Raw genomic sequence first — 20,008 nt, forward strand, 5'->3', positions numbered from 1 at the left:
GCGCGTATGGATGCGCGTGGTGTGCCTTCAGTCGGCGGTCGCGTGCGTCACGCGCTTCTTCTCACGGATGTATACCTCGCGGCGTACCCGGGCCACCGTGTCGCCCGCGGCATCCGTGATCTCGGTCTCGAACCATTCGAGAACCTTCGCGCCGCCGGTCGCACGCTCTCGCAGGTCATCCGCTTTCTCGCGCGACACCTCGAAGCGGGCGGTGAGTACGCCGCGACCGGGTTTGACGAACTCGATCTCGCCCCGCGTGTCCCACACGACGTAGTCGCGCCCGAGCTGATGCATGACGAGCATGAAGAAGTACGGGTCTGTCATCGCCGACATCGACCCGCCGAACGCGGTCTTCACGTAATTGCGGGTGAAGACGTTGACGTGCAGTTGCACGGTCGCGTGCGTCCAGTCGTCGGAGAACCTCTTGATGCGGATACCGCTGAACAGATTGGGGATCCACAGGCTCATGCCGATCGCGAGGCGGCGGGGAGTGATGCGCATCCGCAGAGTGTGCCCGATCGGGCGGACGCCGTGCACGTCGATTGTCGGGGAGCGACAAATGATCTACTGGAGGCATGACGACGCACTCCCCGCCCTTCGCACGCCGGCTGCTCCCTCGGGGAGGAGCGCGCCGATGATCGAGACCGAGCCGGCCGCGGTGAGCGCTGCCGGACAGCATCGCGTGCCCTGGGTCCCCGTCGCGTGGTTCGTCGTCCTCTCGTTCGGCCTCGCCTGGCTGGTCGCGCTGCCGCTGTGGCTCGACGGCGGCCTGGCCAGCCCGTGGACGACGCCGCTGCTGATGGTCATGATGCTCAGCCCGACGCTGGCCACGCTGTTCGTGGTCTTCGCGCTGAAAGCCCCGCGCGCCGGCCGACTGCGCTTCCTCGGCATATGGCCGCTGCGCCCCGCCGGCCGGTTCATCGGGATGCTCGCGATCGCCCTGGTCGCCCCGATCGTGATCGTCGCGCTGGTCGCGCTGATCGCCGGCGCCGTCGGCCTCATCCGCCTCGATCTGGTCGGGTTCTCGGGGTTCGCCGAGCAGCTGTCGGCGCTCGTCCCGGAGGGAACGCCGATGCCTCCGGTCCAGGTGCTGGTGATCGCCCAGCTGGCGATGATCCCCGTCGGGGCGATCATCAACGTGGTCCCCGCGGCCGGTGAGGAGATCGGCTGGCGAGGCTGGCTGCTCACTGCCCTGCGACCGCTGGGCACGTGGCCCGCGCTGCTGATCGTCGGCGTCCTGTGGGGTCTGTGGCACGCGCCCGTCATTCTGCTCGGCTACAACTTCGCTCGTCCTGACCTGGTCGGCCTGCTGCTCATGGTCGGCGGATGCGTGGCGTGGGGCGTGCTGCTGGGATGGCTGCGCCTGCGCAGCGCGTCGGTCTGGCCGGCGGCCCTCGCGCACGGATCCCTCAACGCCGTGGGCGGGCTCGTCGTCCTGCTCATCGCCGCCGGCGAGCTGCCGGACATGGGGCTGGTCGGCCCTCTCGGCGTCGTGTCGTGGGTCGTCCTCGCCCTGGTCGCCGGCGTGCTGGTGCTCACCGGTCAGTTCCGCTCTACGCGGCTCGAACCCGTCCACCCGTTGCGCTGACGCGGCTGGGGCGGTTGGCTGAACGCATGACCGATCCCACCCCCGACGGCTGGCAGGCCGTCGACCGCTACTTCGCCGACACCCTGGTCGGCCACGACCCGACGCTGGAGGCCGGTGTCGCCCGGCAGCGTGCGGCAGGACTCCCGGCGATCGAAGTGGCACCCGTCAACGGCAAGCTGCTCCACCTGCTCGTGCGGATCTCGGGTGCCCGGCGCATCCTCGAGGTCGGCACGCTCGGCGCCTACTCGACCACGTGGCTCGCCCGGGCGCTGCCGGACGGCGGCAGCGTGACCACGATCGAGGCCGAGCCCGAGCACGCCCGTGTCGCACGCGAGAATCTCGACGCGGCCGGCGTCGGCGACCGCGTCGAGATCCTTCAGGGCCGCGCCGCCGACGTGCTTCCGACGCTCGCGGGCGGCGAGCCGTTCGACTTCGTCTTCATCGACGCAGACAAGCAGTCCAACACCATCTACCTCGACTGGGCAGCACGCCTGGGCCGACCGGGAACGGTCGTCGTCGTCGACAACGTGGGCCGCGGGGGAGCGGTCGCCGACCCGGACGAGACCAGGTCCGACGTGGTCGGAACGCGCAACGGCCTGGAGATGCTCGCCACCGACCCGCGCTTCGACGCGACGGCGCTGCAGACCCTCGATGCGAAGGGCTGGGACGGCGTCGCGATCGCCCTCGTGGTCTGACCGGCGCACCCGGACGGCAGGCACGGCCCCGGGGCCTGCGGCCGCGGCATCCACATCACTAGACTCAGGGGCGGACCGACGACGCTCCGAGAATCATCCTCCACAAGCAAGGAGTCCCCTGTGGCACTGATCGAGGCTGTAGGCGCACGCGAGATCCTGGATTCGCGTGGCAACCCGACCATCGAAGTGGAGGTGCTGCTCGACGATGGCATCGTCCAGCGCGCGGCCGTCCCTTCCGGCGCATCCACCGGCGCGTTCGAAGCGTATGAGCTGCGCGACGGCGACAAGAGCCGGTACGGCGGCAAGGGCGTGCTCAAGGCCGTCGACGCCGTCATCGATGAGCTCGGCCCCGCCATCGAGGGCATCGACGCGAGCGACCAGCGGGTCATCGACGAGATCCTGATCGAGACCGACGGCACCGACAACAAGTCGCGCGTGGGCGCGAACGCGATCCTCGGCGTGAGCCTGGCGGTGGCCAAGGCCGCCGCCGACAGCGCCGACCTGCCGCTGTTCCGCTACCTCGGCGGCCCGAACGCGCACATCCTCCCCGTGCCGCTGTTCAACGTCATCAACGGCGGCTCGCACGCCGACAACGGCATCGACTGCCAGGAGTTCTTCCTCGCGCCCATCGGCGCCGAGACGTTCTCCGAGGCGCTGCGCTGGGGCACCGAGGTGTACCACGTGCTGAAGGGCGAGTTGAAGGCGGCCGGGTTCGCTACCGGTCTGGGCGATGAGGGCGGCTTCGCGCCCGACCTGCCCAGCAACCGCGAGGGCCTCGACTTCCTCATGCGGTCGATCGAGAAGGCCGGCTTCACGCCGGGCGCCGACATCGCGCTGGGCATGGATGTCGCCGCGACCGAGTTCTACGACGACGGCACCTACACCTTCGAGGGCAAGCCGTGGACGGCCGATGCGCTCACCGACTACTACGTCGACCTCGTCGCGTCGTACCCGATCGTCACGATCGAGGACCCGCTCGATGAGGACTCGTGGGACGCCTGGAAGGCCCTCACCGACAAGCTGGGCTCGAAGGTGCAGATCGTCGGAGACGACCTGTTCGTGACCAACCCCGAGCGCCTGCGCAAGGGCATCGACCTCGGCGTGGCGAACTCGCTGCTGGTGAAGGTCAACCAGATCGGAACCCTCTCCGAGACGCTGGATGCCGTGGACGTGGCCCACCGCGCCGGGTACACCGCGATGCTCTCGCACCGTTCCGGCGAGACCGAGGACACCACGATCGCCGATCTGGTGGTGGCCACCGGTTCGGGTCAGATCAAGAGCGGCGCGCCCGCGCGCAGCGAGCGTGTGGCGAAATACAATCAGCTTCTGCGCATCGAAGAGGAACTGGGTGACGCGGCGGAGTTCATCGGCCGCCGGGCCTTCCCCCGGTTCAAGGGCTGACCCGCACACGCGACGAGAGGAGGGAGCCGTGGTGAAATCGACGGCTCCCTCTTCGCATGCCCGGGCCACGGTCGACGTCCGCGACTGGGTCGGCCGGGTGCGCCTGTCGGCGTTCACCGGGATCATGCTGGGGCTCGTCGTGCTGGCGGCGCTGGTGCTCGTGCCGACCATCGGAACCTACGTCGACCAGCGACAGCGCGTGGCTGCGCTCGAGGAGAGCGTGCGACTCACCGAGACCGAAGTGGCCGCTCTCGAAGCCGAGCAGGAGCAGTGGTCGGATCCGGCCTACATCACCGCACAGGCCCGCGAACGGCTGTACTACGTGCGGCCGGGCGAGGTGGTCTACCTCATCGACGACGACCTGCCTGCCGGCAGTGTTCCCGCCGAGCAGGCGGCGGTCAGCGAGGACGTGCAGGAGACGACGAACGACTGGATGTCGCAGCTGGTGCGCTCGGTGACCGGAGCGGGCCTCGCCCGATCCGTCGGCGTCACGGGAGACGGCGCCACCGGCACCGATCCCGCGACGCCCTGACCGGGCGGCGTTCGGCACCAGTCCAGCAACGGCCCGGTACCCTGGTGCGGTGCATCCCGCGTCCCTGACCCCTGCCACCGCGCCCGACATGCAGGTCCTGCGCGAGCAGCTCGGACGTCCGGCGCGCGGGGTCATCGGCATCGCGGCCCGCTGCGTCTGCGGCAACCCCACGGTCGTGGCGACCGAGCCGCGCCTGCCCGACGGTACGCCGTTCCCGACCTTCTACTACCTCACCCACCCGGGCGCGACGGCGGCCATGTCGGCTCTCGAGGCGACGCAGGTCATGCGCGAGCTGAACGATGAGCTCGCGGCCGACGATGAGCTCACTGCCGCCTATGCCGCCGCACACGCCGCGTACCTTGCCGATCGCGCTGCGCACGGTGATGTGCCGGAGATCGCCGGCATCTCCGCGGGCGGCATGCCCACGCGTGTGAAGTGCCTGCACGCGGTGGCCGCGCACGCATTGGCCGCCGGCCCCGGCGTCAACCCGATCGGCGATCGCGCACTGGCCCGGGGGGACTGGTCGCCGGCCTGTTGCACGTGCGCGAACCCCGCCGCGGCGGGCGCGCACGACACGAGGGTGCTGACCTGATGCGCCGCGCGTGGGGTGTGGTCGCCGCGACCGTCGTCGCGGTCATCGGCCTGACCGGCGCGGCGGCGGCGCCCGCCGACGCCCCCGCCCAGACGCCCCCGCCCGATCCGGTGCGCGCGGCCGAGTACTGGCTCGATGACTACGGCATCACCGATGCCTGGGAGACGACGCGTGGAAAAGGCGTGCGGATCGCCGTGATCGACACCGGCGTCGCCCGTGGTCCGGTCGAGTTCGAGGGCGCGGTGAGCGGCGGCGCGGACTTCTCGGGCGTCGGAGCGGCCGACGGCCGCACGCCCGTCGGCGCGGTCGACGCCAACCACGGCAGCTGGGTGGGATCGCTCGCAGCCGCCCGGGGCACGGGTGAGGACACCGGGATGATCGGTGTCGCCCCCGAGGCGACGCTGCTGTCGGGATCCATCGGGTTCGGCTCCTCGGCATCGGTCCCCTTCGTCGATCAGGTCGCGGAGGCGATGCATTGGGCGGTCGACAACGGGGCCGACGTCATCAACCTGTCGTTCACGACGAACACCCTGGAGTGGGACGAGAGTTGGGACGAGGCGTTCCTGTACGCGTACGAGCACGACGTCGTCGTGGTCGTCGCCGCCGGCAACCGGGGCACCGGCACCGAGCGGGTGGGGGCGCCCGCAACCATCCCGGGCGTGCTGACGGTCGCCGGGGTCGACAAGTCCGGCCGGGTGAGCAGGGAAGCGTCGACGCAGGGCATCACGGTGGGGATCTCGGCCCCCAGCGAGCAGCTGCTCGGCGTGTCGGCGAACGGCCAGATCGTCGAATGGAAGGGCACCAGCGGTGCGGCGCCGATCGTGGCGGGGATCGCCGCGCTGGTGCGTGCCGCACACCCCGAGCTGGATGCCGCGAACGTCATCAACCGGATCATCAAGACCGCGCGGCCCGCAGCCGGAGCCACCGCGGTGCCGGACCGGCTCTACGGCTATGGCATCGTCGACGCGGCGCGGGCCGTCGAGGCGAATGTCCCGGCGGTCGAGGCGAACCCGATGGGCAGCCTGACGGACTGGATCCGGGTGTACCGTCGCGCCGCGGGCCAACCCGCCCCGCAGCCCACCGCGACCCCTGTCGAGGTGCCGTCGCTGCCGGTCGCCGACCCGCCGCGCGACCCCTCGTCTCCGCTGCTGCCGAGCGCGGAGACGCTGATGTACGGAACGGTGCCACTGCTGGCCGGTACCCTGGCGGTTATAATGGTGGGGCTCGGCGTCACTGCTGCTGTCCGACGCATTCGATCGGCGCGCGACCCGCGTACGCCGAGCAGTTGAATCAAGGAGTTCTTCCGAAGTGACCAGCACCGTGCCCAAGATTCTGATCGTCGGAGGCGGCTACGCGGGGTTCTACACCGCGTGGAAACTCGAGAAGCAGCTGCGCAAGGGCGAGGCGGAGGTCACCATCGTCGACCCGCTGCCGTACATGACCTATCAGCCGTTCCTGCCCGAGGTCGCCGCCGGTGAGATCGAGGCGCGGCACGTCATCGTGGGGCTGCGCCGCCACCTGAAGAAGACCCGCATCATCACCGCCAGGGTGACCGGCATCGACCACGCGAACAAGGTCGCCACGATCACGCCCGACGTGGGCGAAGGGTGGGAAGAGGCGTACGACCAGATCGTCGTCACCGCCGGCGCCGTCTCGCGCACGTTCCCGATCCCCGGCATCGCCGACAACGCGATCGGACTGAAGACGATCGAAGAGGCCGTCGCGATCCGCGACCGCATCCTCACGAACTTCGACCAGGCGTCCAACCTGCCGCCCGGACCCGACCGCGACCGGCTGCTGTCGGTCGTCGTCGTCGGCGGCGGCTTCGCCGGCATCGAGGTGTTCGCCGAGGTGCGCGCCCTGGCATCCTCGCTCCTCAAGGACTACCCGCAGCTCCGCTTCGAAGACACCCACTTCCACCTCATCGAGGCGATGGGGCGCATCATGCCCGAGGTCTCGCAGAAGACCAGCGAGTGGGTGCTGAAGGACCTCGCAAAGCGCGGCGCGAACGTGCACCTGGACACCCAGGTCACCGGCGCCGTCGGCGGGAACGTCGAACTGTCGACCGGCGAGGTCATCCCGACCGATCTGATCATCTGGACCGCCGGCGTCATGGCCAACCCGACCGTCGTGCGCGGCAGCGACCTGCCCGTCGAAGAGCGCGGCCGCATCCGCACCCGCGCCGATCTGCGCGTCGGAACCCCGGAAGAGGTCGTCGAGGGCGCCTGGGCCGCCGGTGACGTCTCAGCTGTGCCCGACCTGACGGGCAAGGGCGTCGGCGGGTACTGCGTGCCCAACGCCCAGCACGCGGTGCGCCAGGCGAAGCTGCTCGCGAAGAACCTCACCGCCGTGCTGCGCGGTGAACTGCCCAAGGAGTACATCCACAAGAACCTCGGCGCCGTTGCGGGCCTGGGCCTGTACAACGGCGTCTTCCAGTCCGGTGACCTCGCGCTCAAGGGCTTCGTCGCCTGGGTCGCGCACCGCGGCTACCACGGCCTGGCGATGCCCTCGTGGGAGCGCAAGTGGCGCGTGATCGGCGACTGGTGGCACAACTTCTGGCTGACCCGCGACAACGTGTCGCTGCAGACGGTGCAGAACCCGCGTTACGTCTTCGAGGAGTTCGCCGCGCGTCCGCGTCCGGCTGCTCCCGAGGCGGTGGATGCCGGTGCCGCCAAGGCCCCGGCCGCGAAGGCTCCCGCCGCGAAGGCCGCAGCGAGGACGCCCGCCGCGAAGGCCGCCGCCGCCAAGTAGATCGCCTGCGATTTGCGCCCATGCCCGCTCCGGCGTGCATGGGCGCAAATGCGTCAACGCGGTGGTCTACGCGATAATCGGGGGAGGGCCCCCGTAGCCCAATGGCAGAGGCAGGCGACTTAAAATCGCTTCAGTGTGGGTTCGAGTCCCACCGGGGGTACGACGCGGTCCCGCCGTAGGCTGGTGCCCATGACCCTCGACCTGCTCGCCGCGCCCGATGTCGCGACCGGCGAACCCTGGACGAATGCCGCCGCCTACTGGTCCGCCCGCACGGCGGCCATCGCCGACGTGTCCGGCCCGGTGGCGGCGATCGACGTCGGTGCGCTGCGCTACAACGCACTCGACCTGGTCGTGCGCTCGAGCGGCGTGCCGATCCGGGTGGCCAGCAAGTCGATCCGGGTGCGCGAGGTGCTCGATGCCGCCCTCGCCATGCCGGGGTACCGCGGCATCCTCGCCTTCACGCTGCCCGAGGCGCTGTGGCTGGCCCAGACGCGCGACGACATCGTGCTCGGGTATCCGACGGCCGACCGGGCGGCCCTCGCCGCGCTCATGGCCGACGAGCAGGCTGCCGCGCGCATCACCCTCATGGTCGACGACCTCGCCCAGCTCGACCTCGTCGACGCCGTCGCCGCCCCCGGCTCACGGCCGACCATCCGCGTCGCCATCGACGCCGACGCGTCCTGGCGCGCCCCGGTCCTCGGGCACATCGGGGTGCGGCGCTCACCCGTCCACGATGCCCCCGAGGTCGCCCGACTCGGCCGCGCGATCGCGCAGCGCCCGGGCTTCGCCCTGGTCGGCCTGATGATGTACGAAGCGCAGCTGGCCGGGCAGCCCGACGACACCGGGTCCGGAGATGCCGTCATCCGCTGGATGCAGCGACGCTCGGGTGAGGAACTGCGCCAGCGCCGCGCCGCGATCGTCACCGCGCTGCGGCAGATCGCGCCGCTGGAATTCGTGAACGGCGGGGGAACCGGCTCGCTCGAGACCACGGCATCCGATCAATCCGTCACCGAGACCACCGCCGGCAGCGGACTGCTCGCCGGGCACCTGTTCGACCTCTACCGCGCGTTCACACCGGCGCCCGCGGCGGCCTTCGCTCTCGAGGTGGTGCGCAAGCCCGCTCCCGACATCGTCACCGTGCTCGGCGGCGGCTGGATCGCCTCCGGCCCGCCCGTGGCATCGCGCCAGCCCGTGCCGGTGTGGCCGCCGCGCCTGCGCACCCTCGGCCGCGAAGGAGCCGGCGAAGTCCAGACGCCACTGCAGGGTGCCGCCGCGCGGTCGCTCCGCGTGGGCGACAGGGTCTGGTTCCGGCACGCCAAGAGCGGCGAGCTCGCCGAGCGCGCCGACCGGTACGTGTTGACCTCGGGTGACCGCACTGTCGGCGAGGTGCCCACGTACCGGGGCGAAGGGAAGAGCTTTCTATGACGCGTCCTGGTGGCACATGGGAGAACTGGGCGCGCACCGAGAAGGTCCGCCCGCGCCGCGTGGAGTTTCCGTCGACCATCTCCGCCGTGCGGCGCTCGGTGCAGTCCTCGGCCACGCGCGGGCTGCAGGTCAAGGCCATCGGTGCAGGGCACAGCTTCAGCGGCATCGCGGTGTCGCCGGGCACTCTGCTCGACCTCAGTGACCTGTCCGGGCTGGTCTCGGTCGACCGTGAACGATCGCGGGTCAGGCTGCTCGCCGGCACCCGGCTGCACCGGATCCCCACCCTGCTGAAGCCCTACGGGCTCGCGATGGCAAACCTGGGCGACATCGACCGGCAGTCGATCTCGGGCGCCATCTCGACCGGAACCCACGGCACCGGATCCGCATTCGGCGGCATCGCCACGCAGGTCGTCGCCGCCACGCTGGTCACCGCCGACGGAGAGCTGCTCACCGTCGACGACGACGAGAACACCGACCTGCTGCCCGCGGTGGCACTGGGCCTCGGGGCCCTCGGCATCCTCGTGGACGTCACGCTGCAGTGCGTGCCGGCGTTCGGCCTGCGGGCTGTCGAGCAGGCCGAGCCGCTCGACGACGTCGTGCTGACCCTCACGGACCGGGCGGCCGCCGCCGACCATTTCGAGTTCTACTGGTTCCCGCATACCGACGTCGCGCAGACGAAGACGAATGCCCGGATGCCGGCGGACGAGCCCGTCGAACCCCTCTCACCCGCGCGGCGCTGGGTCGACGACCGGCTCATCGGCACCGCTGTCCACCAGGCGGTGTGCACCGTGGGCCGGATCGTTCCCCCGCTCGTTCCCACCATCAACCGCGCCTCGGCGGCGGTGTGGGGGCAGCGCACCTTCTCGGACCGGTCCGATCGGGTGTTCGCGACCACTCGCGGCGTGCGATTCCGCGAGATGGAGTACGCCGTGCCGGTCGAGCGCCTGGGGGAGGCGTTCACGCAGCTGCGGACGCTGATCGATGACAGCGGGTGGCGGATCGAGTTCCCGGTCGAAGTGCGCACGGCGTCCGCCGATGACCTGTGGCTGTCGACGGCGCACGGTCGTGAGACCGGCTACATCGCCGTGCACCGCTACCTCCGCGCCGATCCGACTGCGTACTTCGCCGCCGTCGAGGAGATCATGCTCGCCCACGACGGACGGCCGCACTGGGGCAAGATGCACACCCAGCGCGCCGCGACCCTGCGCGAGCGCTATCCGCGCTTCGATGACTTCGTCGCCCTGCGCGACCGGCTCGACCCGACGCGCATGTTCAGCAACGCATATCTCGACCGCGTCCTCGGTGGGTAACGGCTGGGAGATCGGTTGCGTGCCGGTCGCCGACGGCGACCGCGGTTAGGATTGGAGCACAACGATGGGAGTGCTATGGAATGGCTGATCCCGGTACTGATCGTCGTCGGTCTGGTCGTGATCGTCGGCATCTACCTCTGGGCGACATACAACTCGCTGGTCGCACTGAAGGTGCGTGTCGATGAGGCGTGGAGCGACATCACGGTCCAGCTGAAGCGGCGCGCTGATCTGCTGCCCAATCTCATCGAGGCGGTGAAGGGCTACGCGGCGCATGAGAAGGCCGTGTTCGAGAACGTGACGCGGGCGCGCGCCGAGACTCTGGCCGTGTCGTCGCCGGCGGATGCCGGGGTCGCAGAGGGCCACATGCAGCAGGCGCTCAAGTCGCTGTTCGCCGTCGCCGAGGCCTACCCGCAGCTCCAGGCGAGCCAGAACTTCCTGCACCTGCAGCAGGCCGTCGTCGACACCGAAGACAAGATCCAGGCGTCCCGCCGCTTCTACAACGGCGGCGTCCGCGAACTGAACACCAAGATCAAGGTGTTCCCGAACAACCTGTTCGCCCGCAACCTCGGCTTCACCGAGCGGGAGTTCTTCGAGGTCGTCGACGGCGCCGCCATCGCAGAGCCGCCACGCATCCAGTTCTGAACCCGCGGCCGGCGTGAGGAGGCCGTGACATGTACTCCGCCATCGCCCGCAACAAGCGGAACACCTGGTTCATCCTCATCGGCTTCGTGCTGATCCTGGGCCTCATCGGACTGGTCGCCGGCTGGCTGGCCGGCAACAACTGGTGGATCACCGCCTTCATCCTGGTCTTCGCGGGCGGGTACGCGACGGTGCAGTACTTCCTCGCCGACCGCGAGGCGCTCGCCCTGTCGGGGGCGCGGGCGGTGACCGCGGCGGACGCACCCCGCTACCACCGGCTGGTCGAGAATCTCTGCATCACGACCGGCAGCCCGATGCCCGCCCTCTACGTGGTGCAGGACCCGTCGCCGAACGCGTTCGCGACCGGGCGCACGCCCGACAAGGCGGCCATCACGGTGACCACGGGGCTGTTCGAACGGCTCACCGATCGCGAGCTCGAGGGTGTGCTGGCCCACGAGCTCGCGCACATCCGCAACTACGACATCCGGGTGTCGCTGGTCGTCTTCGGGCTCGTCGTGGCGATCGGCATGCTGGCCGACATGTTCCTGCGGTTCGCCTTCTTCGGCGGTCGCCGCGCCGGCAACAACCAGGCGGCGGTCATCTTCATGCTGTTCGGCGTCGTCGCGGCGATCGTCTCACCGCTGCTGGCCGGCGCCGTCCAGGCGGCCATCTCCCGGCAGCGCGAGTATCTGGCCGACGCGACGGGCGCGATGACCACCCGCGACCCTGACGGACTGGCATCCGCCCTCGCGAAGATCGCCCAGCACGACGCCCCGCTGCAGCGGGCGCACACCTCGACGGCCCACCTGTGGCTGAGCAATCCGCTGCGGCCGAAAGGCCTGGCGAAGCTGTTCGCCACCCACCCGCCGATTCCCGACCGCATCGCCCGGCTCGAGCACATGGGCGGCCGGTTCTGAGGCCGCCCCGGCGCATTCCCGGTGCGGAACGCGTACGCCCCTAAACTGACACAGTGACTGGCACCGACGACAAAGCTCGGGGCGGATTCCTCGAGGCACTGCGCACCCGGACAGTGAGCACCGAGATCTCCGAGGGTGTGCCGCGCGGACTGCGCGTGGCGACCGCCTACGCGTGGCGGTTCATCGTGATCGCCGCGGCCATCGCTGTCGCGATCTGGCTGATCATCGAGCTGAAGCTGTTGGTGGTGCCGCTGCTGGTGGCGATCCTCGTGGCGGCGCTCGTGTGGCCCGCGTTCTCCTTCATGATCAGGCACCGGTTCCCGCGGTGGCTCGCGATCGTCATCGCCGTCATCGGCACGATCGCCATCATCACCGGCCTGGTATGGCTGGCGGTCTGGCAGATCGGGCTGCAGTGGGACTCAGTGCGGCTGCGCACCGGCGCCGCCGTCGAGGAGTTCCGCACCTACCTGATCGACGGCCCGCTGCACCTGACCGCCGAGCAGATCGACGACATCCTCGCGCAGACGTGGACCCTGCTGCAGGAGCAGGTCGATCTGCTGCTGTCGGGTGCGCTGGCCATCGGCAGCACAGTCGGCCACGTCGTCACCGGTGCGCTGCTGGCGCTGTTCATCCTGCTCTGCCTGCTCGCCGACGGCGCCGGCATCTGGCGCTGGGCGGTGCGGCTGTTCCCGCTGCGCGCGCGCCCCGCGGTCGACGGCGCCGGTCGTGCCGGCTGGCGCACGGTCGTCACCTACGCGCGGACCCAGCTGCTCGTCGCCACGATCGACTCGATCGGCATCTCGCTGGGGGCATTCTTGCTGGGCGTCCCGCTCGCCATCCCGATCGGCGTCCTCGTCTTCCTCGGCTCGTTCATCCCGTTCGTCGGCGCCGTCATCACCGGCGCGCTCGCGGTGTTCCTCGCCCTGGTCTACAACGGCCCGTGGATCGCGTTGTGGATGCTCGTCGTCGTGCTCGGCGTCCAGCAGCTGGAAGGCCACGTGCTGCAGCCGCTCCTGATGGGCGCGGCCGTCAAGGTGCACCCGCTCGCCGTCGTCCTCGTCGTCGCCGGCGGCGCGATGGTCGGCGGCATCCCCGGGGCCCTGTTCGCGGTGCCCCTGGCCGCGTTCGTGAACGTGGTCTGGATCTACATCTCGCGCCGCGCCTGGGAGACGGGCGCGGCCGCATTCCGGTCGGACGATCTGATCTGGAGCACCGTGCCGCGCACGAAGAGGAGCCCCGCGTGACCCACCCCACCCTGGCCGAGTTCGAAGACGCCGCCCGGGCGCTCAGCGACGTCATCCTGCGGACGCCGCTCGAGGACTCGGAGCACCTCAGCGATGTGCTCGGCGCACCCGTGCTGCTCAAGCTCGAGAACCTGCAGCGCACCGGCTCGTTCAAGATCCGCGGTGCCGCCTACCGCCTATCCCGCCTCACCGAGGCCGAACGCGCACGCGGTGTCGTCGCCGCCTCCGCGGGAAACCACGCCCAGGGCGTCGCACGTGCCGCGCAGGCACTCGGCATCGCCGCGACGATCTTCATGCCGCTGGGTGTACCGGTGCCCAAGCTCCTCGCCACTCGGGGCTACGGCGCCGACGTGGTGCTCGAAGGGGCCACCGTGGAGACCCCGCTGCGCCTCGCGGCGGAGTTCGCCGAGCGCACCGGGGCGGTGCTGATCCACCCGTTCGACCACCGCGACATCATCATCGGGCAGGGCACCCTGGGCCTCGAGATCATCGACGAGGTGCCCGACGTCGACACGGTGCTGGTGGGCATCGGCGGCGGCGGACTCATCGCCGGTGTCGCCGCCGCTATCAAGGCACGGGCGGCCGAACAGGGGCGCCGCGTGCGGATCATCGGAGTGCAGGCGGAGAACTCGGCCGCGTATCCGACCTCCCTGGAGGCCGGGCACCCGGTCGAGGTGGCAACGACACCCACGATCGCCGACGGCATCGCGGTGGCCCGGCCGGGAGACGTGCCGTTCGAGATCATCCGCGACCTGGTGGACGAGGTCGTCACCGTCACCGACGATGACATCGCCCGTGCGCTGCTGGTGCTGCTCGAGCGCGCGAAGGTCGTCGTGGAACCGGCCGGCGGCGTCGGGGTGGCGGCCATCCTGGCGGGAAAGATCCAGGCCACGGGAACGACCGTGTCGATCCTGTCCGGTGGCAACATCGATCCCCTGCTGCTGCAGCGGGTCGTGTCGCACGGGCTCGCGGCATCCGGTCGCTACATGACGTTGCAGATCCCGCTGCCCGACCGTCCCGGCCAGCTCGCGCGGGTGTCCGAGCTGCTGGCGATCGCCGGTGCGAACGTCATCGAGGTGCTGCACACCCGCCACGGTCAGGGCCTGCAGATCAGCGAGGTCGTGCTGCAGCTGAGCGTGGAGACCCGCGGTCGGGAGCACCGCGCGCAGGTGATCACGATCCTCGAAGAGGCCGGGTTCAGCCCGAAGCTCGTCGAGGACTGAACCCGAGCAGGGTCACTGGCCCGTGTAGGTCTCGACCTTCACGATCTCGACGGCGATCTCGCGGCCGTTGGGCGCGGTGTACGACGTCTTCTCGCCTTCCTTCAGCCCGAGAATGGCGCTGCCCAGCGGCGACGCCTCGCTGTAGACGTCGAGCTCGGAGTTCGCCGCGATCTCGCGGTTGCCGAGCAGGAAGACCTCTTCGCCGCCGGCGACCACGGCAGTGATGACGGTGCCCGATTCGACGGTGCCGTCGGACTCGGGGGCCTCGCCGACCTGGGCGTCCTTGAGCAGTTGCTGCAACGTGCGGATGCGCGCCTCCTGCTTGCCCTGCTCGTCCTTGGCGGCGTGGTATCCGCCGTTCTCCTTCAGGTCACCCTCTTCGCGGGCCGACTCGATGCGCTTGGCGATCTCTTCGCGACCGATCGTCGAGAGATGCTCGAGCTCGGCGGCGAGGCGATCGTACGCGTCCTGAGTGAGGAAGGTCACCGTGCTGTCGCTGGACACATCGTCTCCTTGATGATGGATGCCGGGGGAACGCCGGGGCGTAAGCCAAACGCCCCGGCGTCGAGCCGGGGCGCGCAATGTTCGGATCAGTTTACGGGATCCAGCAGTTGCTGGCCAATCCCGTGGTCGCCTCCGCAGTGGTCGGCACCGTGACGCTCAGCGCGCGTGAGGTGCTGTCACTGCCGGGGAACTCGACCACGCGCCACCCGACGACGCCGTGCTCGGGGTCCTGGGCCTCGACGGCGCACGCGACCGGTGTGCCGGGCCGGGACGTCACCTGGAAGCGGACCGTGACGCTGTGCGCGTCGTGCAGCTCGTAGCCGGTGGTGTCGTAGTCGACCGAATTCACCGCGCCGCTGACCGTCGTCCAGCCGACATAGCCGATCAGTCCGGCCGCGAGGACGCCGACCACGATCCACAGCCCCCAGCGCGGCCGGGAACGGCCATACCGGTCGGCGAGCTTGCGCTCGATCGCGTCGGTGGTCATGCGGCATCCGTTCTAGGCTGGACTTCCAGGCTAAGCGCTCGCGGGCGGGAACGAGGACACATGGATGCACTGATGTGGCTGGCGACGACTCCGACTCCGAGCCCGACCCCGGTGCTGCCCGATCCGGAAGCTGTGACACCGGGCTTTGCGGGCTTCCTGGCCATCGCGGTGCTCGCGCTCGCCGTCGTGCTGCTGCTGATCGACATGCTGCGGCGCATCCGCCGGGCACGATACCGCTCCGAGATCGGCGAAGACCTCGACGCCGAAGCCGCCGCGCTGGAAGCCGGCGCCGCCGAGGACCGCGCGATCGACAGCGACGAGATTCCGCCTACGCCCCCAGCGAAGGACTGACCGGGTTCAGCGCGATCAGCAGACACGCCGTCCAGTGGCACAGGAACGCCAGGACCGTGCACGCGTGGAAGATCTCGTGGAAGCCGAAGTGGCCCGGCCACGGGTTCGGCTTCTTCAGGCCGTAGACGATCGCGCCGCCGGTGTAGAGCAGGCCGCCGACGATCACGAGGACCATCATGGCGGGGTCGGCGCGGAACAGGTCCACCATGTACATGACCGCCGCCCAGCCCAGCACCAGGTAGAGCGCGACATACAGCCAGCGGGGCGCGTTGATCCAGAACACCCGGAACAGAATGCCCAGGAGCGCACCGGACCACACCAGGATCAGCAGCAGACGCCCCTGCTCCGGCGGCAGGGCGAGCACCGCCAGCGGGGTATAGGTGCCGGCGATCAGCAGCAGGATGTTCGCGTGATCGATGCGCTTGAGAACGGCCTTGGTCCTGGGTCCCCAGTCGAACCGGTGATACAGCGCCGAGTTGCCGAACAGCAGGAGGGAGCTCGCCATGAAGACCGCGCACGCCCACTTCGCCGCGCCGCCCTCCGCGAGCATGATGAGCACGATGCCCGCGGCTATCGCGATCGGGAACGTGGCGGCATGCAGCCACCCGCGCCAGCTGGGCTTGAGCTCCACGTGGGCGCTCACCGCCGCGGCATCCATCAGCGGAAGCTGCGGCATCTCGGCGCCATCGTCGGCCGGGGGTCGGGTCACGAGATGAGCCTACGCCGCGCCATATGCCGGGGCGTACATGCCGGGCTCGGGGCGGTAGCGTAAAGGACGTGGCGCGTGCGGATGGGACTCAGGGGCGAGGACTCCTCTACCGTGTGTACTCGTCGCGGCTCAAGCGGCAGCTGACGCCCGATGCCGTGCCGCGCCATGTCGCGATGATGATCGACGGCAACCGCCGCTGGGCACGTCAGGCCGGGTACCCGACCGCCGCCGAGGGACACCGGGCCGGCGCCGCCAAGATGCGCGAGTTCCTGTGCTGGTGCGACGAGCTCGGCATCCACGTCGTGTCGCTGTATCTGCTGTCGACCGACAATGTGCGCAAGCGCGACTCGCAGGAGCTCGCCGACCTCATCGAGATCATCGCCGAGCTCGCCGAGGGACTCTCGCACGAGCCCGGCTGGCGGGTGAAGCACGTCGGCCGCGCCGAGATCCTGCCGGCTGACCTCGCACGGGTGCTGCACACCGCCGAAGAGCACACCAAGGACAACACCGGCATGCACGTGAACCTCGCCGTCGGCTACGGCGGACGCGGCGAGATCGTCGATGCGGTGCGCAGCATCATCGCGCAGCATCGCGTCGGCGGCGGTTCGCTGGAGGAGCTCGCCGAGAGCCTCACGCCCGAGCAGATCGGCGAGCACCTCTACACCGGCGGGCAGCCCGACCCGGACCTTGTGATCCGCACATCGGGGGAGCAGCGCCTCAGCGACTTCCTGCTGTGGCAGTCGGCGCACTCGGAGTTCTACTTCGTCGAGGCGCTCGGCCCGGACCTCCGCGAAGTGGACTTCCTGCGTGCGATCCGCGATTACGCCACGCGCGACCGTCGCTACGGAAGCTGACGCCTCCGGTCGCGGGGCGTTCGCGTGCCACAATGTGAGGCGTGACCGATCTGGAACCGTACCTCGCCTCGTTCGACGCTGAGCCGGGCTATCTGAACTGGGCGGCGTATGGGCCGCTGTCGCCGGCGGTGCGTGCCGAGGCACTCGCGGATGCCGAGTTGCTGGGCACGGGGCGCTCGGCGGGCATCGAACTGGTCTCGGGACGATCCGTCGAGGCGCGCGAGCTGCTCGCCGAGCTGCTCGACGCCGCCACCGACGAGGTGACCCTGCAGCCCTCGACCACGTACGGGCTGCAGCAGGCGTTCTTCGGCCTCAGCGGCGACGTGCTGCTGTCTCCGCGCGAGTTCCCCGCGATCCCGGTCACCGCGCGGCGGGCGCAGGATGCCCGCGGCCTGCTGCGCGTGCAGGAGCTGGAGGCCTCCGACGGCCTCGTCACCCCTGACGCCGTCCGCGAGGCACTCACCGACGACGTCACCGCGCTCGCGCTGAGCCTGGTCGACTTCCGGACCGGGTACCTCGCCGACCTCACCGCGTTGCGCGATGTCATCGGCGACCGTCTGCTGATCGTCGACGCGGTCCAGGGCTTCGGAGTCGTCGACGCCGACTGGGCCGCCGCGGACGTCGTGTGCGGCAACGGCTACAAGTGGCTGCGCGCGGGCCGGGGCACCGGCTTCGCCCGCTTCTCACCCCGGGCGCGCGAGCGCATCGAGCCGGTCCTGTCGAGCGCAATGGGCATGGACGGCGACGTCACCACCGTCGGCGTTCCGCAGCCGCGCGCCAGTGCTCAGGCGTACACCGTCTCCCCGCCCGACATGCTCGCGTCGGCGCGGCTGGTCACGGCGCTGCGTGAGGTGGCGGATGCCGGGGTGCCGGCGATCGCAGCCGAACTGCGCGACCGCGCGCAGCACGTCATGACGCTGGCCGACCGGTACGGCGTGCAGGTGATCACCTCGCGCGAGCACCATGCCGGCATCGTCACGCTCGCTCCGGCACCGCGGGAGGCCGGCGCGCTGGCGGCGGCCCTGGCCAACCACGGCGTGACCGCGACGGCGCGCGAGGGCATGCTGCGCATCGCGCCCCACGTGGGCACCGGCGCCGACTCGTTCGGCCTGCTGGGCGACGCCCTCGCGGCCGTGGCCGCCCACCGCGTGGACGACGACGCTGCCCCGGTCGTCACCGAGAGTTAGCATTGCGGACAGCCCACGCGGCGTGTCGATTGCGGCTCGCGGGCCGGCTCCGACGTACCGTCAGAGGCATCGGGCAGAGTGCCCGGTCGGGTCGGCCTCTCCACTGACTCGTGGCCCCTGGTCGACTCGAGACTGCCGGGCGGGATCCGCCCGGGGCGGGAGTGGGTCGTGATCACACAGGCACCTCAGCAGCAGCATCTCGAGGATCCGAACCGGCTGGACGACGTCGAATCGCAGCGTGCGGAGCAGGATCTGCGCACCTACGTGCTCGATACGTCGGTGCTCCTCAGCGATCCGCGTGCGTTGTTCCGGTTCGCCGAGCACTCCGTGGTGATCCCGATCGTGGTGATCAGCGAGCTCGAGGGCAAGCGCCACGACCCCGAGATCGGCTACTTCGCGCGGCAGGCGCTGCGCCACCTCGATGAGCTGCGCATCGAGCACGGCCGCCTGGACCACCCGGTGCCCGTCGGCGTCGACGGCACCGTGCGGGTCGAGCTGACCAACACCGATCCGAGCGTGCTGCCGATGGGCATGCGCCTGGGCGACAACGACACGCGTATCCTCGCCGTGGCCATGCACCTGTCCCAGGAGGGACACCAGGTGACGGTGGTCTCCAAGGACATGCCGATGCGCGTGAAGGCCGCCTCGCTCGGCATCCACGCGGAGGAGTACCTCGCCGAGCAGGCGGTGGACTCGGGGTGGACCGGTATAGCCACCGTCGACATCTCCGGCGACGAGATGAGCGACCTGTACGAGAGTGAAGTGGCCACCAGCGATGCGGTCCGCGGGCTTCCGGTGAACACCGGCCTCGTGGTGCACTCCGAGCGGGGCTCGGCCCTGGGTCGGGTGACCGGCGACGGCAGCTATCGTCTCGTCCGCGGCGACCGCGACGTGTTCGGTCTGCACGGGCGCTCGGCCGAGCAGCGGATCGCGATCGACCTGCTGGTGGACCCCGAGGTGGGCATCGTGTCGCTGGGCGGCCGGGCCGGCACGGGCAAGTCGGCGCTGGCGCTCTGCGCGGGCCTCGAGGCGGTGCTGGAGCGTCAGCAGCAGAAGAAGATCATCGTGTTCCGGCCGCTGTTCGCCGTCGGCGGGCAGGAACTGGGCTACCTGCCCGGCGACCAGGGCGAGAAGATGAATCCCTGGGGACAGGCGGTCTTCGACACCCTCGGCTCCGTGGTCTCGGGCAACGTGCTCGAAGAGGTCATCTCACGGGGCCTTCTCGAGGTGCTGCCGCTGACGCACATCCGCGGGCGGTCGCTGCACGATGCGTTCGTCATCGTCGATGAGGCGCAGTCGCTCGAGCGCAACGTCCTGCTCACCGTGCTCAGTCGCGTGGGGCAGAACTCGCGAGTCGTCCTCACTCACGACGTCGGACAGCGCGACAACCTGCGTGTCGGGCGCCACGACGGCGTGGCGAGCGTCATCGAGACCCTCAAAGGTCACGACCTGTTCGCGCACGTGACGCTCGTCCGCTCGGAGCGTTCGGCCATCGCCGCGCTGGTGACCGATCTGCTCGAGGCCGGCGAACTGAGCTGACCGGCCGCGCGAGGGCGGCTGACAGAGGGGAGGGATGCCGCAGGGAGTGGGCGGGGGACC

Annotated in this window: 21 protein-coding genes and 1 tRNA gene; 18 read left to right on the forward strand and 4 right to left on the reverse strand. The window is 70.2% G+C overall.

The features are described from left to right. Positions 1-27 precede the first annotated feature (27 nt). Complete coding sequence (locus BKA10_RS02425; protein ID WP_183498441.1) at positions 28-501, reverse strand: DUF4442 domain-containing protein; 474 nt, start codon at positions 499-501, stop codon at positions 28-30. Between the two features lie 133 nt (positions 502-634). Between BKA10_RS02425 and BKA10_RS02430 the strand changes: the two genes are divergently transcribed. The 14 genes from BKA10_RS02430 (at position 635) to ilvA (ending at position 14,317) form a co-directional block, all read left to right on the forward strand. Further along, the gene (locus tag BKA10_RS02430) at positions 635-1,588 is read left to right on the forward strand and encodes a CPBP family intramembrane glutamic endopeptidase (RefSeq protein WP_183498442.1); all 954 of its coding nucleotides are present in this window, start codon (positions 635-637) and stop codon (positions 1,586-1,588) included. Between the two features lie 26 nt (positions 1,589-1,614). Further along, positions 1,615-2,283 (forward strand): O-methyltransferase, encoded by a 669-nt coding sequence (locus tag BKA10_RS02435; RefSeq protein WP_183498443.1) that lies wholly within the window; start codon positions 1,615-1,617, stop codon positions 2,281-2,283. A 120-nt stretch (positions 2,284-2,403) separates the two neighbouring features. After that, a complete protein-coding gene (gene eno / locus BKA10_RS02440) occupies positions 2,404-3,684 on the forward strand; it encodes a phosphopyruvate hydratase (protein WP_183498444.1) in 1,281 nt (426 codons plus the stop codon). A gap of 28 nt (positions 3,685-3,712) precedes the next feature. Continuing rightward, complete coding sequence (locus tag BKA10_RS02445) at positions 3,713-4,216, forward strand: FtsB family cell division protein (RefSeq protein WP_248199062.1); 504 nt, start codon at positions 3,713-3,715, stop codon at positions 4,214-4,216. A gap of 88 nt (positions 4,217-4,304) precedes the next feature. Then, a complete protein-coding gene (locus tag BKA10_RS02450; protein WP_183501017.1) occupies positions 4,305-4,808 on the forward strand; it encodes a DUF501 domain-containing protein in 504 nt (167 codons plus the stop codon). Next, positions 4,808-6,097, forward strand: a complete 1,290-nt coding sequence (locus BKA10_RS02455; RefSeq protein WP_183498445.1) for a S8 family peptidase — start codon at positions 4,808-4,810, stop codon at positions 6,095-6,097. The genes BKA10_RS02450 and BKA10_RS02455 overlap by 1 nt, the downstream gene beginning before the upstream one ends. Before the next feature lie 31 nt (positions 6,098-6,128). After that, on the forward strand, positions 6,129-7,559 hold the full coding sequence (locus BKA10_RS02460; protein WP_183501019.1) for an NAD(P)/FAD-dependent oxidoreductase: 1,431 nt from the start codon (positions 6,129-6,131) through the stop codon (positions 7,557-7,559). Between the two features lie 87 nt (positions 7,560-7,646). Then, positions 7,647-7,719: transfer RNA gene (locus BKA10_RS02465), tRNA-Leu, on the forward strand. A gap of 29 nt (positions 7,720-7,748) precedes the next feature. Beyond that, positions 7,749-8,984, forward strand: coding sequence for an alanine racemase (locus BKA10_RS02470; RefSeq protein WP_183498446.1), 1,236 nt, complete (start codon positions 7,749-7,751; stop codon positions 8,982-8,984). Continuing rightward, positions 8,981-10,294 (forward strand): D-arabinono-1,4-lactone oxidase, encoded by a 1,314-nt coding sequence (locus BKA10_RS02475; RefSeq protein ID WP_183498447.1) that lies wholly within the window; start codon positions 8,981-8,983, stop codon positions 10,292-10,294. Before BKA10_RS02470 ends, BKA10_RS02475 begins: the two co-directional genes overlap by 4 nt. A 75-nt stretch (positions 10,295-10,369) precedes the next feature. Next, on the forward strand, positions 10,370-10,936 hold the full coding sequence (locus BKA10_RS02480) for a LemA family protein (RefSeq protein ID WP_183498448.1): 567 nt from the start codon (positions 10,370-10,372) through the stop codon (positions 10,934-10,936). Positions 10,937-10,965: 29 nt separating this feature from the next. Further along, positions 10,966-11,850, forward strand: a complete 885-nt coding sequence (locus BKA10_RS02485; protein ID WP_183498449.1) for a M48 family metalloprotease — start codon at positions 10,966-10,968, stop codon at positions 11,848-11,850. Positions 11,851-11,903: 53 nt separating this feature from the next. Then, positions 11,904-13,094, forward strand: a complete 1,191-nt coding sequence (locus BKA10_RS02490) for an AI-2E family transporter (protein ID WP_183498450.1) — start codon at positions 11,904-11,906, stop codon at positions 13,092-13,094. Continuing rightward, positions 13,091-14,317: a threonine ammonia-lyase gene (ilvA, locus tag BKA10_RS02495; protein WP_183498451.1), complete on the forward strand. Its 1,227-nt coding sequence runs from the start codon at positions 13,091-13,093 to the stop codon at positions 14,315-14,317. Before BKA10_RS02490 ends, ilvA begins: the two co-directional genes overlap by 4 nt. Before the next feature lie 12 nt (positions 14,318-14,329). Here ilvA and greA read toward each other — a convergent pair whose 3' ends face one another. Both greA and BKA10_RS02505 read right to left on the reverse strand, forming a co-directional pair. Beyond that, positions 14,330-14,821: a transcription elongation factor GreA gene (gene greA / locus BKA10_RS02500; protein ID WP_183498452.1), complete on the reverse strand. Its 492-nt coding sequence runs from the start codon at positions 14,819-14,821 to the stop codon at positions 14,330-14,332. 91 nt (positions 14,822-14,912) lie between these two features. Further along, positions 14,913-15,308, reverse strand: coding sequence for a DUF4307 domain-containing protein (locus BKA10_RS02505; RefSeq protein WP_183498453.1), 396 nt, complete (start codon positions 15,306-15,308; stop codon positions 14,913-14,915). Positions 15,309-15,368: 60 nt separating this feature from the next. On the opposite strand from BKA10_RS02505, the gene BKA10_RS02510 reads away from it, so the two are divergent. Beyond that, the gene (locus BKA10_RS02510) at positions 15,369-15,659 is read left to right on the forward strand and encodes a hypothetical protein (RefSeq protein WP_183498454.1); all 291 of its coding nucleotides are present in this window, start codon (positions 15,369-15,371) and stop codon (positions 15,657-15,659) included. Here the strand turns inward: BKA10_RS02510 and trhA are convergent. Then, on the reverse strand, positions 15,637-16,335 hold the full coding sequence (gene trhA / locus BKA10_RS02515; protein WP_183501020.1) for a PAQR family membrane homeostasis protein TrhA: 699 nt from the start codon (positions 16,333-16,335) through the stop codon (positions 15,637-15,639). The genes BKA10_RS02510 and trhA overlap by 23 nt on opposite strands. Before the next feature lie 101 nt (positions 16,336-16,436). On the opposite strand from trhA, the gene BKA10_RS02520 reads away from it, so the two are divergent. The 3 genes from BKA10_RS02520 to phoH2 all read left to right on the forward strand — a co-directional run bounded on the left by BKA10_RS02520 (position 16,437) and on the right by phoH2 (position 19,948). Next, positions 16,437-17,222, forward strand: coding sequence for an isoprenyl transferase (locus BKA10_RS02520; protein ID WP_248199057.1), 786 nt, complete (start codon positions 16,437-16,439; stop codon positions 17,220-17,222). Positions 17,223-17,263: 41 nt separating this feature from the next. Then, complete coding sequence (locus BKA10_RS02525; RefSeq protein ID WP_248199053.1) at positions 17,264-18,409, forward strand: aminotransferase class V-fold PLP-dependent enzyme; 1,146 nt, start codon at positions 17,264-17,266, stop codon at positions 18,407-18,409. Positions 18,410-18,625: 216 nt separating this feature from the next. Then, positions 18,626-19,948 carry an RNA 5'-3' helicase PhoH2 gene (gene phoH2, locus BKA10_RS02530; RefSeq protein WP_183501021.1) on the forward strand — a complete coding sequence of 441 codons (1,323 nt, stop codon included), beginning with the start codon at positions 18,626-18,628 and terminating at the stop codon, positions 19,946-19,948. Positions 19,949-20,008 lie beyond the last annotated feature (60 nt).

The organism is Microbacterium invictum, from assembly GCF_014197265.1.
In the GTDB taxonomy this organism is placed as follows: Bacteria; Actinomycetota; Actinomycetes; order Actinomycetales; family Microbacteriaceae; genus Microbacterium; species Microbacterium invictum.